This window comes from Halogranum roseipondis (assembly GCF_059695585.1).
This window is the reverse complement of sequence record NZ_JBUEED010000008.1, coordinates 36,797-51,786: the sequence shown is the minus strand read 5'-3', so window position 1 is coordinate 51,786 and position 14,990 is coordinate 36,797. Positions and strand designations below refer to the sequence as shown.

At 65.9% G+C, this 14,990-nt stretch carries 11 protein-coding genes; 4 read left to right on the top strand and 7 right to left on the bottom strand.

The window, feature by feature from the left end:
* Positions 1-136: 136 nt before the first annotated feature.
* From EOHIBHHM_RS24115 to EOHIBHHM_RS24100, 4 genes are all read right to left on the bottom strand, one after another.
* Positions 137-1,291: an acyl-CoA dehydrogenase family protein gene (locus tag EOHIBHHM_RS24115; protein WP_497259368.1), complete on the bottom strand. Its 1,155-nt coding sequence runs from the start codon at positions 1,289-1,291 to the stop codon at positions 137-139.
* A gap of 102 nt (positions 1,292-1,393) precedes the next feature.
* The gene (locus tag EOHIBHHM_RS24110) at positions 1,394-2,776 is read right to left on the bottom strand and encodes a UbiD family decarboxylase (RefSeq protein WP_497259366.1); all 1,383 of its coding nucleotides are present in this window, start codon (positions 2,774-2,776) and stop codon (positions 1,394-1,396) included.
* On the bottom strand, positions 2,773-4,272 hold the full coding sequence (locus EOHIBHHM_RS24105) for a UbiD family decarboxylase (protein ID WP_497259364.1): 1,500 nt from the start codon (positions 4,270-4,272) through the stop codon (positions 2,773-2,775). Before EOHIBHHM_RS24105 ends, EOHIBHHM_RS24110 begins: the two co-directional genes overlap by 4 nt.
* Positions 4,273-4,770 carry a hypothetical protein gene (locus EOHIBHHM_RS24100; RefSeq protein ID WP_497259362.1) on the bottom strand — a complete coding sequence of 166 codons (498 nt, stop codon included), beginning with the start codon at positions 4,768-4,770 and terminating at the stop codon, positions 4,273-4,275.
* 197 nt (positions 4,771-4,967) lie between these two features.
* On the opposite strand from EOHIBHHM_RS24100, the gene EOHIBHHM_RS24095 reads away from it, so the two are divergent.
* Positions 4,968-5,405, top strand: a complete 438-nt coding sequence (locus EOHIBHHM_RS24095; RefSeq protein ID WP_497259360.1) for a MaoC/PaaZ C-terminal domain-containing protein — start codon at positions 4,968-4,970, stop codon at positions 5,403-5,405.
* A gap of 273 nt (positions 5,406-5,678) precedes the next feature.
* Here EOHIBHHM_RS24095 and mfnA read toward each other — a convergent pair whose 3' ends face one another.
* Positions 5,679-6,731 carry a tyrosine decarboxylase MfnA gene (gene mfnA / locus EOHIBHHM_RS24090; protein ID WP_497259787.1) on the bottom strand — a complete coding sequence of 351 codons (1,053 nt, stop codon included), beginning with the start codon at positions 6,729-6,731 and terminating at the stop codon, positions 5,679-5,681.
* Positions 6,732-6,902: 171 nt separating this feature from the next.
* On the opposite strand from mfnA, the gene EOHIBHHM_RS24085 reads away from it, so the two are divergent.
* Positions 6,903-8,534 carry an acetate--CoA ligase gene (locus EOHIBHHM_RS24085; RefSeq protein ID WP_497259358.1) on the top strand — a complete coding sequence of 544 codons (1,632 nt, stop codon included), beginning with the start codon at positions 6,903-6,905 and terminating at the stop codon, positions 8,532-8,534.
* A 1,411-nt stretch (positions 8,535-9,945) separates the two neighbouring features.
* Here the strand turns inward: EOHIBHHM_RS24085 and EOHIBHHM_RS24080 are convergent.
* Together EOHIBHHM_RS24080 and EOHIBHHM_RS24075 are read right to left on the bottom strand one after the other, a co-directional pair.
* Positions 9,946-11,409: an aldehyde dehydrogenase family protein gene (locus tag EOHIBHHM_RS24080; RefSeq protein WP_497259356.1), complete on the bottom strand. Its 1,464-nt coding sequence runs from the start codon at positions 11,407-11,409 to the stop codon at positions 9,946-9,948.
* Between the two features lie 47 nt (positions 11,410-11,456).
* On the bottom strand, positions 11,457-12,224 hold the full coding sequence (locus tag EOHIBHHM_RS24075; protein WP_497259354.1) for an enoyl-CoA hydratase/isomerase family protein: 768 nt from the start codon (positions 12,222-12,224) through the stop codon (positions 11,457-11,459).
* A 77-nt stretch (positions 12,225-12,301) separates the two neighbouring features.
* Between EOHIBHHM_RS24075 and EOHIBHHM_RS24070 the strand changes: the two genes are divergently transcribed.
* Positions 12,302-13,477, top strand: a complete 1,176-nt coding sequence (locus tag EOHIBHHM_RS24070) for a thiolase domain-containing protein (RefSeq protein ID WP_497259352.1) — start codon at positions 12,302-12,304, stop codon at positions 13,475-13,477.
* On the top strand, positions 13,474-14,892 hold the full coding sequence (locus EOHIBHHM_RS24065; RefSeq protein ID WP_497259350.1) for a zinc ribbon domain-containing protein: 1,419 nt from the start codon (positions 13,474-13,476) through the stop codon (positions 14,890-14,892). The genes EOHIBHHM_RS24070 and EOHIBHHM_RS24065 overlap by 4 nt, the downstream gene beginning before the upstream one ends.
* Positions 14,893-14,990 lie beyond the last annotated feature (98 nt).

Below are 14,990 nucleotides of genomic sequence, written 5' to 3'. Positions count from 1 at the left end.
CGACAGCGGTGTCGGTTTCCTCTCCGACCAGTCGTGACTCTGCGTGTCGGCGTCGGCTCCGTCGTGTAGCTGTCGCACGACCGGGAACCGTGGAGAGAACGAGCGTGTGGTGGAATGGATTCGGTCGCCGCGCGTCTCAGAGGCCGAGCGCTTCGCGGGCGACGGTGGTCTTCTGAATCTCCGAGGTGCCACCGATGATACTCAGGATCTTCGCGTCTCGGTAGTACCGTTCGAGCGGCAGGTCCGTCTGGTACCCTTTGCCCCCGTGGACCTGCATCGCGTTCCGCGTGACGAACTCGGCGGTGTGGCTCGCGACGAACTTCGCCTTGCTGGACCCTCGGGTGTCACCCTCGGCGGCCGCAATCGACGCCGCCGAGTCGAACGTCAGATGGCGGGCACCGTCGAGTTTCGCGTCCATCTCCGCGACGAGTATCTGGACGGCCTGATAGTTCCCGACGGCCTGGCCACCCTGTTCCCGTTGCCCGGCGTAGTCGACGGCACGGTCGAACGCCGCCTGCGCGATCCCCGTTCCGATGGCGGCCAGCCCCGTCCGGGCCATGTCGATGGTTCCCATCGCGATACGGAATCCTCGCCCTACCTCGCCGAGCAGCGCGTCCTCCCCGACGACGACGCCGTCCATCGTCGAGTCGCCGGTGACGTGGCCGCGCATCCCCATGAAGTCCCGTCGCTCGAACTCGAACCCGTCGACGTCCTCCGCACTCGGCACCAGTAGGACGCTTACGCCGTGGGAGTCCTCCGGTGCCGGGTCGACGCGAGCGACGACCAGATGGACGTCTGCGACCCCTGCGTTCGTCCCGAACGACTTCTCGCCCGAGAGAACGTACTCGCCGTCTCGGTGTTCGGCGCGCGTCTCCAGTTCGGTCGGCGAACTCCCCGCTCCCGGTTCCGTGAGGAGCATCGACCCGATCCGTTCGCCGGCGACCATGGGTTCGAGGTACTGCTCGCACTGCGACTCTGTACCGAACCGTGCGACGGGAAGCGCGGCGAACGTGTGCCCCTGGATGCTCTCTGCGACCGCGCCGCTCGCCTGTGCGATCTGCTCGACTGCGAGACAGTAGGAGACGAAGTCGGAGTCGAGACCGCCGTACTCCTCGGGGAGGAGGATGCCGAGCAGGTCGTACTCCGCGGCCGCCTCCATCACGTCTCGCGGGAACTCGTTGGACGATTCGATCTCTTCGGCTCGGGGTTCGACGATCTCGGTGACGAACGCGGCAGCCTGGTCACGGACCTCCCGGTTCTCCTCGGAGAGGGAGTTCTCTATGAGCGCCATGTGAGAACAACACACGCCGGGGCTCATAAACTCTTCCGATGCGTCACCCATCTCGAACGTCGGTGCCGGGTCGGCCGCCGACGGTCGCCGCTCGAAGGAGTGTCACTCGGGGGAGTTCGAGAACCCCATCTCGCTCCACTGTTCGGTGACGAACTCGCGAACGTCCTCGGGGAACGACGTCTCGAAGCCGACCCGCGGTGCGATGTACTCGTCGTTCCACCGCGGGTCCCACGTCGCGTCGATGTACAGACGCGAGCCGGTCTCGCCATCGTGACGGTAGTGCGTCGCCGTCGCCGCCGGCGCGGAGGGGTCGCTGAACTGCCAGTCGTGCGACGGGTGTGCCTTCACCCAGATGTCGTCGAACGCTCGTGCGAGGTTCGCGGGCGGTGCGTCTTCGTCGAGGACGATCACCTTGTCGAACAGTCGGGAAAATGAGAACAGCGTGTTCGCGAGCTGCCACTCGAATCCGGCGTAGAGAATCTCGCTGGAGATGAGACAGACGCCCAACTTCGTCTCCACGGGGAGCGAGACCCACTTCACCGGTTCGACGCCCCAGTAGTGGTTGACGCGCCGGAGCAGGCGGGCCGATTCGACGAGACTCAGGAGATGCACGTCGTCGGCGAGCGGTGCGCCGAGCGGCGAGAACGGGACGATCGGGTCCTCGCGGGTGGCGACCGACGACAGCCGGACGGCTATCGTCGCCGTCGAGGTCGCGTGCTCCCAACTCTCCACGGGACCGTCTCCGCCTTCGACGTCGGCGCCGGTGACTTCTCCCTCGAAGACGATCTCGCTGCTCGACGGGACCAACCCACCCTCCGTCGTCGCGAGCGGGAACTCGTCGAGCGCGTTCGCGATCGCGATCGGGTTCGAGAAGCCAGTGTCGCCGGTCCACCGGAGCGTCGCGGCGACGAGACCCGCCACCGGTACGCCGAGTGCGATCGTCACCGAACTCCCGGTCGACAGCGCCCGTGCGAGTTCCTCGGGGACGACGGCTTCGAGACGGTCACCCCGCGTCACTTCGGCTCGCACCGGCGCCCACGTCGGCTCGCCGTCGGTCGAGACCGCGAGTAGGCCAAGTGTGACCGTCGGCGTGTGCGAACCGCCGAGACCGGGGAGTCCGAGCGCGAACAGGTCGTCGTCTCGCGGTTCCGCGTCGAGCTCTCTCTCGCGAAGCGACGACGTCGACGCGTCCGCCTGCGAGACATGCTGTACGAGAGTCGTGTACTCGTCGTCGACGCCGAGCGCCGACGCCGACCGCGACCACGGCTTGGTCGCGCGTGGCTGCATCTGATCCGGGCCGCCGTACACGCCGCTCACCACTCGCGTCCGCTTGGCAGCGTTCTCGAAGCGGAGCGCCGGACCGTTCTCTCGGGCCGCTTCCGCCGCTATCGCGGGGAGGTCGGTCGTCCAGTGGACCGCCTCCTCGACCGTGAGCAACGCCTCGGCCTCGTCGAGCGCCGCGACGTGGTCGCGGAGGGAGGTCATCGGTCACCCTCCGTCGGCGACGCCAGCGACAGCCCCGCTCGCGAGAGCGTCTCCCGCGCCTCCCGTCTCAGTTCCTCGTCGCCGAGATACGGGGAGGCCGGAGCGCGCTCTTCGTCGCTCGTCGCGTCGATGTACGCCTTCGCCGTCTTGGTCTTCGAGGTGCCGGTCTCGGCGTCGCCCTTCTCCTCCGGGGTTTGGTAGATGTTGAGCGGTACCTTCGGCATCGTCTCGACGCCGAACTGGTAGAAGTCCTCGTTCGGGTCGGCGTTGAGTGCGATCGCTTCGAGCACCGCTCGCTGGTCCAGCGGGTCGATGTCGCTGTCGACGAACACGAAGAAGTCGACGTGGAGCATCCCCCACGTCGTGAAGATGAAGTTCGCGAGGTTGTGCAGATACCCCTGCTCGGATCGGTCGGTCGCGACGGTGTACACCGTCCGCGGCGTGAACCGCCACGGCGCGCACCGTTCGACGTTGAACCCGGCGGTTCGGAGGCCGAGCGTCGCGTCCGGGCCGACGCAGGCCAACTCCATCGTGCTGCTCGAGTTGAGGTCGTGACCCGTCCCGGCCCCTTCGACGCAGAAGGGGATGTAAGGTTCGCTGCGGTGCGTGATCGCGTCGACTTTGAACACGGGCATCGACCGTCTCGGTCCGTGCATGTAGCCGAAGTAGTCGCCGAACGGCCCCTCGTCGAGTCGCCGCTCGGGCAGCACCGTCCCCTCGATGACGACCTCCGCGCTCGCCGGGACGTGGAGGTCGTTCGTCTCACACTGGACGAGCTCGACCGACTCCCCCTTGAGTCCGCCCGCGTAATCCGCTTCGTCTCGCCCGGTGGGGATCCACATCACCGACGAGAAGTACACCGCCGGCTCCGTCCCGATGGCGATGGCGACCGGCATCGGTTCGTCGCGTCGCTCGTACTTGTAGTAGTAGAGGTTCGGCGTCTGCTCGCCGGCGAGAAACAGGACGCTCGCCTTCGTCCCCGAGTGGATCATCGCCCGGTGGTACGACCAGTCGACCCACTCGGAGTCGGGGTCGGTCGTGATCATCGTGTGCAGGTTCGAGTACCGTCCGCCGTCGCCCGCGTGGATGTACGGCCAGGGGAACTCGAACAGATCGACGTCTCCGCCGGTCCGTACTACCTCCTTACAGGCCGCGTCCTCCTCGTCGACGACCGTCGGCGGAATCGGCGACTTGAGTCGGTCGATGATCGTCTCGTAGTACTCGTCTCCGGACAGTCCGTCCGGGAGTCCGAGTGCCGCCGCGACCCTGTCCCACGGTCGTCGTCGAGTCCCACGGTAAGGGTCGCCGACCAGTCTCGCCTCTGTCTCGCCGGGGTTCGTGATGGTCTCGAAGACCGGAATCCTGTCGTCCGTCTTGTCGGCCATCATCGTGAGTGCGCTGGCCTGCAGGTTCCACGAGACCTCCCGTGAGATACGGTTCAGTTCGTCTCGCGACTCGAGGAGTTGGAGATAGTCGCGAAAGCTCTCGACGGTCATCTACTCTTCACCTCCCAGCCGGGTGGCCAACTCCTCACGCTCGAGTTCCGTCCGGACGTCGACGTAGGTGTCGACGAGCTCGGAGTACTCGTCGGAGAGATGCTCGCCGAGTATCGACCGAACTGCCTCCGACACCGACTGGTACCGGCCAGTCTCGACCAAGTACAACAGTAGCGCACGGAGTTCATCCGAACGCGCGTTGACGACGTTCGACTCGTCTTGACTCCGGTGGATACAGTCGCGTAAGACCTCCGTGTCGACGTCGGTGAGCGTCACGTCGGTTTCGATAATCTCGATGTACCACTGTTCTTCGACGTTCTCGTGTGGTCCTCGAACGATCGTCAACGGGTCGGGCGACTCTAGACTCTCCGGACTCCGGTCGATCCGCGCTCGAGTGGTGAAGATCTCTTTCGTCTTCGAGTCGGTGACTTGGATCGTGATCTCTCCCGAGAGATCGTCCGGAAGGTGTTCCTCGGACGTGACGTACTCGGCCGTCATCGCCACCACCTTGATGGCTGCGGGAGAACGTTGTATTCCATACGCGTAAACAATTACACGATACCACATAAGTCCTTCCCGGTTCTTCAGTATGGTTCTCTCTCACACGTGCCGACAGTAACCCCGTCGACCGCTCCTCTCTCGGTCGGACACGAGCACTTTTGTCCACCGAGACGAGTTACCACAGACGACTACCTATGTTGTACTACGAGGACCTCGAAGTGGGGAACGTCCACGGACTCGGCAGTCACCGCGTGACCAGAGACGAGTTGGTCTCGTTCGCCGAGCAGTACGACCCACGACCACAGCACGTCGGTGAGTCGACTCGGAGTACGGAGAACCGAGACGTCGTCGCCAGCGGGTGGCAGGTGTCGAGTATCTGTATGCGACTGCTGGTCGACGAGTTTCTCTCGGAGACGGCCGCGTTGAGTGCGTTCGGACTTGAGGAGTTGCGGTGGCCGCACCCGGTTCGGCCAGGTGACACGATCACCGCGTACTACACGATCGCCGACAAGCGAGTCTCCGAGAGTCGAGACGACCGCGGCTACGTCGACAACGAAGTGACCGGCTACAACCAACACGACGAGGAGGTCGTCTCCTGGCAGGCGACGACGATCTTCAAACGACGGGAGTAGCTGCCTCTCGTTCTCGGCAGCCAACGACGGTTCGTCGCTCGCAAGCGCTCTCCAGCGCCGTCCGTAGACGGGGGAGAGGAGCGAACAGGTTCGATGAGCTACCTGCGTGCATGTCAGAGGCGACCCTGTCCCGTCTACGGTCGTACTCCTCTCTCGTTCCCAATCAAGCGTGATGTTCCGACAAAGCTCGCTCGAACCGCAACCGGCCATCGCCAGTCCGTCCGAATCGATCGGTCCCTCCCGAGGACGCTCACAACTTCTCTCCGGGGACGCTCACCGCAACTGATCGATCGTCTCGACGAACGACACCAACGTGTCGCGAGTCACGTGAGGCATACAGACGATCCGCAACTCGCCGTTCGCCGTCCGAGAGAGACGCCACCCTCGGTCGCGGAGCCGCTCGAACAGTCGCTCGGGAACGCTCGCAGCCACGAGCGGCAACGTCGGTTCGACGACGTCGAACCCGCGAGTCGACAGCGCCTCGGCCAGCCACGCTGCGTCCGCCATCGAGGTCTCGAACTGCTCGCGGTAGCCGTCCGGCCAGAGCTCTCCGAGGACCGCCGCGGCACTCGCGACGCCGGCACCCGACCGCGTTCCCGTGAGCGTCGCCTGCGACGTCGATTCGAGATACGGCGTCTCGACGGCCAGCGTGTCCATGATCTCCCGGCCCCGGGCGAGGAACCCACCCGCAGGGACGGCCGCCTGCCCGAGTTTGTGGGGATCGATGGTCATCGTGTCGACGGCCGCGTCGGCGAAGTCCCAGTCGTACTCCGTGAACGGGAGATAGAACCCGCCCCAAGCGGCGTCGACGTGCGTGAAGGCGTCGACCGCCGCTGCGAGATCGGCGAGTGCCGGAATCGGGTCGACGCGCCCGTACTCGGTCGACCCGGCGACCCCGGCGACGAGCACCGTCTCTCGGTCTGTCGCCGCTTCGACCGCGTCGACGTCCGCGACGAGACGCTCGGTGAGCGGCACAGTCCGGAGTTCGACGTCCAACACGTCCGCAGCCTTGTGGAAACTGAAGTGGGCGTGTTCCGGGACGACGACGTTTGGGTCGTCGACGTCGTGGACGTCGCGCGCGGCGCGAACGGCCTGGATGTTGGCCTCAGTCCCACCGGAGGCGACGTAGCCCTCGACGTCGGGCCGTCCTGCGAGCTCACCGAGCCGTTCGACGACCTCGCTCTCCAACCGAGCGACGGTACGGTAGGTGGTCGGGTCTCCCGGGTTCGTCGCCAGGAAGCGACTTGCCGCCTGCCGAGCGAGCGGATGGGGGTCGGTACACATCGACGAGAGAACCCGACGGAAGCTCTGGGGTTCGCGGGTCACGGTGTGCGTGGCCATTGTGACGGTATCACACTGATCGCGTTCTCCCGGCATAAAAGACTGGTTTCGCTCGACGACGCCGACTGTCTGCGTGCGGTATCTTATCACGAATCGTGAATAGGTGTACCATACCGAAACGCTCAAATGAAACGTACCTGTTTTATAATTCGAGTCATGCAAGAGAATCTCCCAGAGGAGCACCTTCCCGACGGGGAACACGCTCCCGACCCGGTTTACGCTCTTCCCGAAGTGAACTATCCCGAGTACGTCAACGTGGCGGAGGAACTCGTCGACCGTCACGTGGAAGAGGGCCGCGGAGACAACGTCGCTATCCGATTCCGGGAGCGAGAGATCACGTACGAAGAACTCTTAGAGAAGGTGAACAGTCTGGGCAACGCACTACGTTCGCTCGGCGTCGAACCCGGCGACAGGGTGTTAGTTCGCTTCCCTAACCGTCCGGAGGCTATCGTCACCTGCCTCGCGGCACAGAAGATCGGTGCCATCCCACAGCCGTCGATGAAACTGCTCCGGGCGAAGGAACTCACCGAGATTATCGAAGACGCAGGTATCAGGTTCGCCGTCGTCTACGACGACCTCCTCGACGAACTCGAGGAAGCGGCCGAGAACGCCGACCGCCTCGAGGAGATCGTCGTCGTCGACGACGTCGGGATCGACCACGACCGTCGAAGCTATCACGACCTGCTCGCCGAGGCGAGCGACGAACTGGACGCCTACGAGACCGAGCGGACCGACGTCGGACTGATGTTGTACACGAGCGGGACGACCGGCCGTCCGAAAGGCGTCGTCCACAGTCACCAGGAGATCCTGGCGACCGCCGACACGTACGCACGACACTGTATCGACACGTCCGAAGACGACGTGTTCGGCGGGAACCCGCCACTCCCCTTCGCGTACGGCTTCGGCGACCTCGTGACGCATCCGCTCCGGTTCGGAGCGACGACGAGCCTCGTCCAGGACGCGACGCCCGAGAAACTGCTCGAGACGATCGAGAACCACGGAATCACCGTCTTCTGTTCCGTTCCGACGGCGTACAACCAACTCCTGTCGAAGTTCCCCGACAGCCCCGAGCAGTACGACGTCAGCTCGCTCCGACTCGGGTTGAGTGCGGGAGAGCCGTTGACGCCGCACACGTTCGAGCGAATCAACGACGCGTACGGTATCGACATCCTCGACGGCATCGGAACGACCGAGATGCTCCACATCTTCATCAGTCACCGTCACTCCGACGATATCGAACTCGGAGCGACGGGGTTCCCCGTCCCCGGGTACGAGGCGAAGATCGTCGATCCGGAGACGGGAGCGACGCTCGAACGGGGGCAGTCGGGGCTCCTCGCTGTCCGTGGCCCGACCGGAATCACGTATTGGGACCGCCCCGGGAAGCAACGAGAGGTCGTCGAAGACGGGTGGAGCTACCCCGGAGACATCTTCGTCCAGCGCGAGGACGGTCGCTTCGAGTACCAGTCGCGACAGGACGACCTCATCATCTCCAGCGGCTACAACATCCCCGGTCCCGAAGTCGAGATGGTACTCGAAGACCGCGACGCCGTCCGTGAGGTCGCCGTGGTCGGCGCACCCGACGAGCAACGCGGCGAGATCGTGAAGGCGTACATAGTCCTTAACGACGAGTACGAACCGAGCGAGTCGCTCGTCGAAGCGTTCCAGACGCACGTGAAGAACACGCTCGCACCCTACAAGTACCCGCGCGAGGTCGAGTTCGTAGAGACGCTTCCGCGGACCGAAACGGGGAAGATACGGCGGACGGAACTCCGCCCCCAGTCTCCCTGACCTGGGCAATCTGAATCCGAGTTTGGACGGACTGCGATCGACCGACTACGCCGTCTCTCCCGTCGCACTCTCTTCGGTCGTCGTTCCACGAACGACACGGCCGTCTTCGTCGTCCCTGACTCCGCTGATCTCCGACCGCCCGTAGCGTCGTCTCTCATCCCCTCGATTCGAGGTCACAGACGCTCGTCCGACTCGAGGCCGAGCGTGCTCAGAACGTCGAGCCCTCCTCACGACGCTGTAAACGATGTTGTAAACGCCCATCGACAGCGGTCACAACACCGTCGAACTGGTACTGCCGTCGCCACCAGAGCGCGTTTCAGCCTGCGATCACCGAGTCGTTTCGTTACTATTCTAGACTTGTAACGGAAACTTCGTCTGCTCTAACTAGTCGAACTCGACTCAGTTGAGTGGTGTCGTCGAACAGTCGGTGGAGACGAGACGAACGACGCCCGTCGGCTGTGTACTGCGCGTCGACCGTACTATCGACGACGCGGCAGATAGACGAGCGGCGCTCGCGCGTCGCAGGCGGTGAGCTGCTGATCCTTGACGGCCCGAACGTCGTTTCGATATGTAGCGAGGGTGTGAACGCCGAATCCGGATCGTCCCAGTTCGCTCTGGGGTCCACTCGACGTGTGAGGGCGAGACGACACGGGTCGTCGAGGGCAAACCGCCATTGATCGCCGGGTCAGACGGTGGCGACGCGTCTCACGGTCGGTTCGTCGGGGGTTGTCGTCCCCGCAGTAGTGGGCAACGTGACTACGGCCGAAAACACAGACTGAATACGATCGGAGCGGGTCGTCGAGGATGCCAGCTGGCTGATCATCTTCAGCAGCGACGAACTCCTTGACGAGCGACGACGGGGGTGATGCGACGCGCGCCCGTCCTGGTACTCGACGCGTCGGTAAAGTGAACGGAACGCGTGTTCCCACCGTTCACCGACGCATGCAACTTTCACACGAAGGATAATTATTAACTATCGTTGGTGGATATGCCAAACTGGCCGTGGGTAATCGGCCTCGTGATCGAGTGGCTTCAGTCATAGGCATCCACGCGGCGGCCGGCACGAGGGACGTGAGCACCCCCTCGTCTGCCCGCCCGTTGCAGCACTCACACGAACTGTCACTGTCTGTCCCACCCATCCGTTACCATTCTTTGTCGCTCTCGGCGAGCGACTCGGAACGATGGGAGACGTCGTTCCGATCGTCTCCCACAAAGAGTGCACTCCCGAATGACGACGCAGCCGTTTTCGACTGCCGTATACGTCTGCGGACACACGAACCACGTAGCACTCCTCGCCGGGGGCGTTCGCGTTCGGTGACGAGACGGGGCGCCGCGACCGAGCGTCGTCGTCACGAAGAGAAAGGGTAAGAGTCGAGATCGGTTCGTCGCGTTGCTGCGCCGGCCAACGTCGCTACTGCGCGTCCAGACCGAGGTTGACGTTGACGTTCTTCGCCTGCGTGTACTCCTTGATCGCTTCGGTCCCCTGTTCGCGTCCGAGGCCGCTCTCTTTGTACCCGCCGAACGGCGTCTGTGGGAACGTCTGGGGGTACTCGTTGACGCTTATCATCCCGTAGTCGAGTCGCGACGCGGCCGCGTGTGCCTTGTTGATGTCGTTCGTCCAGACGCCGGCGCTGAGTCCGAACGGGGAGTCGTTGGCGAGCTCGAGCGCCTCGTCGAACTCCGAGAACTCGATAACCGAGAGCACCGGTCCGAAGATCTCCTCACGTGCGATCTGCATGTCGTTCGTCACGTCCGTGAACACCGTCGGTTCGATAAAGTACCCCTGGTCGGTGTCCTCTGGGACGCCGCCGCCGGTCGCCACCGTGGCGCCCTCGTCGACGCCGAGTTGGATGTACTCGAGGACGTCGTCGCGGTGCGACTCGCTGACCGCGGGCCCCATCCGTCCGTCGTCGTCGATGCCGCTCCCGAGCGGCGTCGCCTCCGCGCGCTGGACGACGCTCTCGACCACCTCGTCGTGGACGTCCTCGTGGACGAGGAGACGCGACCCCGCCCAGCACATCTGCCCGCAGTTCATGAAGATACCGTAGTGGACGCCTTTCGACGCGGCCTCGAGATCGGCGTCCGGGAAGACGACGTTCGGACCCTTCCCACCGAGTTCGAGCGTGACGCCGGTCACGTTGTCGGCCGCCTGCGACATGATGTGTTTGCCGACGCCCGTGCTCCCGGTGAACGCGACGTGGTCGACGGCGGGGTCGTCGACGAGTGCGCTCCCCACCTCGGAGCCAGTTCCGGGGACGACGTTGAGGACGCCGTCCGGAAGACCGGCGGCTTCGGCTGCCTTCGCGTAGTAGAGCGCCGACAGCGGCGTCGTGTTCGAGGGCTTCAGAACGGCCGTGTTGCCGCAGGCCAGCGCCGGTGCGAGACTCCGTCCAGCGAGTTGGAAGGGGTAGTTCCACGGTGCGATGTGGGCGGTGACGCCCAGCGGCTCTCGAAGGGTGTAGTCGAGTCGGTCGCCGGGGACCGGAATCGTCTCGCCGGTCAGTTTGTCCGCCCACCCGGCGTAGTAGCGGAACGTGTCGACGACCATGTCGACGTCGAGGCCGGCCTCGAACGGCGTCTTCCCGTTGTCGTGCGACTCGACGAGCGTGATCTCGTCGGCCATCGCCTCGATCTCGTCGGCCATCGCGTGCAGGAGCTCGCCCCGGTCGCTGGGTGCCGTGGTTCGCCACTCGGAGCCGCGCTCGGCGGCCGCGTCGGCTGCCGCGACCGCACGGCTTGCGTCCTCTGCCGTGGCGCAGGCGACCGTCGCGTACGTCTCTTCGGTCGCCGGGTCGAGTGTCTCTATCGTGCTACCGTCTGTCGCGTCGGTCCATTCGCCGTCGATATACAGCTGTGTCGGGCCATCGTACCGCATACCGACACAACGTCTCCGAACTGTGAAAAAGGTTGACTCGACGGTAATTACCGGAACTGCGGTCGCTCTCCGTTCAGAAACGCGTTCACACCGGTCTCGTGGGCGTCGCTCCCGTACGCGAGCACTTGGAGCTGCGCCTCTCTGTCGAGCGCGTCGCGGAACGGCCGACCGATGTTCTCGTGGAGCCCCCGTTTCGTCAGCGCGAGCGTCTCGGTCGGCTTCGTGTCGAGCGTCTCCAGCAGGTCGTCGACGGCGTCGTCGAGTTCGTCCCCGGGGACGGCTCGGTTGATCAGATCCATCTCCGCCGCTTCCTCGGCGTCGAAGAGACGTCCGGTCATCGTCAGCTCCTTGGCCGTCCGGAGACCGACGAGCGCGGGGAGGACGACGGTCCCACCCGAGTCGGGGATCAGCCCGACGTTGGCGAACACCTCGCCGAACCGTGCCTCCGTGTCCGCGTAGACGAAGTCGCACGCCGCGACGACGTTCGTCCCCGCGCCGACGGCGTCGCCGTTCACCTTCGCGATCACGGGGAACGGGGCCGTCAGCATCGTCTCGACGACCGTGTTGAGCGTCGACCGGACGCGCTCGTAGGACTCGTGCGGTGTCTCCTCTCGCTCGGCCATCGACTGGATGTCGCCACCGGCGCTGAACGCGTCGCCGTCCCCCGTCAGCACCACGGCGCGGGCGTCGGCGTCGGCTGCCGCTTCGAGCCCCTCGACGAGCTCTCTCGCCGCCGTCGGCGAGAAGGCGTTCTTCGTCTCGGGTCGGTCGAACGTGAGCGTGTGGACGCGGTCGGCTGTCTCGACTCGGACCATGCTGGCTCTCTCGGCCGAGGGGGTATAAATCCAGCCGGAGCCCACACTTTTTAGTCGTCTATCCGCTTCGATAGTGTATGACCGATGCATACGTGATCGGCGCTGGACAGTCGGATTTCGGGTCGTTCCCGTCGGAGACGTACCGATCGCTGTTCGACGACGCGTTCGACGAGGCGCTCGAGAGTATCGACGGCGACTTCGACACCGACCGGATCGACGAGGCGTTCCTCGGGACGCTCGGCGTCGGTGGTCGACAGCTCGGGCTGAGCGGTCCGGCTGTGACCGAACATCTCGGGCTGCACGGCATCCCGACGACGCGCGTTGAGAACGCCTGTGCGGCCTCGGGGTACGCGCTCCGCCAGGCGGTGATGGCCGTCCGGTCCGGGATGGCGGACGTTGCGCTCGCGGGCGGCTACGAGGTGATGACCGACATGAGCTCCGATCACACGAAGTGGTGGCTCGGCGTGAGCGGCGAGACGGAGTGGGAACGGCTCTCCGGAACGACGTTCGCGGGCGTCTACGCTCAGATGGCCAGTGCCTACATGCGCGAGTACGGTGCCGAGAAGGAGGACCTCTCTCGCGTCGCGGTCAAGAACCACGGCAACGGCGCGCAGAACCCGCACGCGCAACTCGGCTTCGAGTGTACCCTCGAAGACGCGATGAACGCCCCGGACGTGGCCGCGCCGCTGAACCTCTATCACTGCTGTCCGACGACCGACGGGGCGAGCGCCGTCGTCGTCGCCAACGAGTCGATCGCACACGAACTCTCCGACGAACCGATCCGCGTCGCCGGGGCGGGGGCGGCCAGCGGTCGCGTCGGGCTGTTCCAGCGCGACTCGCTGACCAGCATCCCGGCGTCGCAGACGGCCGCCGACAGCGCGTACGAGGAGGCGGGGATCTCACCCGACGACCTCGACTTCGCGGAGGTGCACGACTGCTTTGCCATCGCCGAACTCGTCGCCTACGAGGACCTGGGCTTCTGTGAGCGCGGCGAGGCACCGCGGCTCCTCCGCGACGGCGTCACCGATCCGGACGGAGAGCTCCCGGTCAACACCTCCGGCGGCCTCAAGTCCAAGGGCCATCCCATCGGCGCGACGGGGACCGGACAGGTCGTCGAGGCGTTCGCCCAACTCCGCGGCGAGGCCCACGTGCAGGTCGACGAGCCAAAGGTCGGGCTCACACACAACGTCGGTGGCTCCGGCGGTGGCGTCACCGTCCACGTCTTCGAGCGGGTTGACGGGGGTGCGCGATGAGTTCGCACCGCGGCCTCGTCGCAACGGGCGCGTACGTCCCGCGGCAGCGCCTCTCCGGCGACGAGATTCGGGACGCGTGGGGAACCTCCGCGCCGGTGTCGCGGGCGGCCGTCCCGGCGGCCGACGAGGACACGCTCACGATGGCCGTCGCCGCAGCGCGGGACGCCCTTGAGGACAGCGACGTCGCTGCCGACGACGTCGCACACGTCGCGCTCGCGACGACGACGCCCCCGCTCGAAGAGGGCGAGTTCGCGCCGCAGGCCGCTTCAGCGCTCGGTCTCGCCGACGACTGCCGACTCGAGACGGCGACCCAGAGCACCGCCGCCGGGGCCGAGGCGCTGCGGTCGGCGGCGACGGCGGACGGTCCCGCACTCGCCGTCGTCGCCGACGCTCCCGCTGGAGACCCCGCGGAGGTGGGACAACGCGTCGGTGCCGGCGCCGCCGCGTTCCTGTTCGCCGCCGACGGAGCGGTGACGCTCCTCGACACGACGACGCGCTCCCGCGACGCACCGGGGATCCGATTCCGTGAGCGGGGCAGCGAGACCGTCGCCGAACCGGGCATCACGACGTACGAACGGGGGGCGATCCGCGAGTTGGTCGCCGCCTCCGTCGAGGCGCTCGACGTCGACCACGACGCCGTCACTGGCGCGAGTCTCTACCAGCCGACGCCGGACATCCCCCACCGGATCGCACGGGCACTGCCGTACGGCGGAGAGACCGTCGAGCGCGGGACGCTCGTCGACGACGTCGGCGACGCCGGGACGGCGACGACGGCGCTCGGGCTGTTGGCGGCGCTCGACGGGAGCGACCCCGGGTCCGTGACCGTCGCCGGGTTCTTCGGCAGCGGCGCGACGGCGACCGCACTCGCCTTCGAGACTCGGGAGTCGCTCACGACCGGTGTCGACGACGTCGTCGACGGCGGGACGGACGTCTCGTACACGACCGCGCTGCGCGAGCGTGGGACGCTCGGGGAGACGGACGTTGCCGGCGGCGGTGCGCACGTCAGCCTCCCCTCGTGGCAGCGGACGGTCCCACAGCGATACCGACTCGTCGCCGGACGGTGTCCCGAGTGCGGGGCGATCGCGTTCCCGCCGGAGGGTGCCTGCCCTCGCTGTCACGAGCGCGTCACCTTCACCGACGTCGAACTCCCCCGAACCGGCGAGGTCGTCGCCGTGACGACGATCGGACAGGGCGGTGCGCCGCCGGAGTTCGTCGAACTCCAGCGACGTGACGGTCCGTTCGCCGTCGCCATCGTCGAGATCGCGGTCGAGGGAGAGACCGCGCGGTTCCCCGTGCAGTTGACCGACTGCGACCCGGACGCGGTGTCGGTCGGCGACCGCGTCGTCGGTCGGTTCCGTCGCATCTACAGTACCGAAGGCGTCGCACGCTACGGGCTGAAGTTCACTCCCGAGTGAGGCGAGTCGAGAGATCGTCTCTCCGCCGCCCTGCCGCTCCGCAACGAGAAGAAGCCCAGCGAGAGGTCGCGAAAGTCGCACAGGTGACGACGATGACG

Coding starts and splice junctions, on each gene's coding strand:
- EOHIBHHM_RS24115 (WP_497259368.1), bottom strand. CDS start 1,291: ATGGCGCTCATAGAGAACTCCCTCTCCGAGGAGAACCGGGAGGTCCGT.
- EOHIBHHM_RS24110 (WP_497259366.1), bottom strand. CDS start 2,776: ATGACCTCCCTCCGCGACCACGTCGCGGCGCTCGACGAGGCCGAGGCG.
- EOHIBHHM_RS24105 (WP_497259364.1), bottom strand. CDS start 4,272: ATGACCGTCGAGAGCTTTCGCGACTATCTCCAACTCCTCGAGTCGCGA.
- EOHIBHHM_RS24100 (WP_497259362.1), bottom strand. CDS start 4,770: ATGACGGCCGAGTACGTCACGTCCGAGGAACACCTTCCGGACGATCTC.
- EOHIBHHM_RS24095 (WP_497259360.1), top strand. CDS start 4,968: ATGTTGTACTACGAGGACCTCGAAGTGGGGAACGTCCACGGACTCGGC.
- EOHIBHHM_RS24085 (WP_497259358.1), top strand. CDS start 6,903: ATGCAAGAGAATCTCCCAGAGGAGCACCTTCCCGACGGGGAACACGCT.
- EOHIBHHM_RS24080 (WP_497259356.1), bottom strand. CDS start 11,409: ATGCGGTACGATGGCCCGACACAGCTGTATATCGACGGCGAATGGACC.
- EOHIBHHM_RS24075 (WP_497259354.1), bottom strand. CDS start 12,224: ATGGTCCGAGTCGAGACAGCCGACCGCGTCCACACGCTCACGTTCGAC.
- EOHIBHHM_RS24070 (WP_497259352.1), top strand. CDS start 12,302: ATGACCGATGCATACGTGATCGGCGCTGGACAGTCGGATTTCGGGTCG.
- EOHIBHHM_RS24065 (WP_497259350.1), top strand. CDS start 13,474: ATGAGTTCGCACCGCGGCCTCGTCGCAACGGGCGCGTACGTCCCGCGG.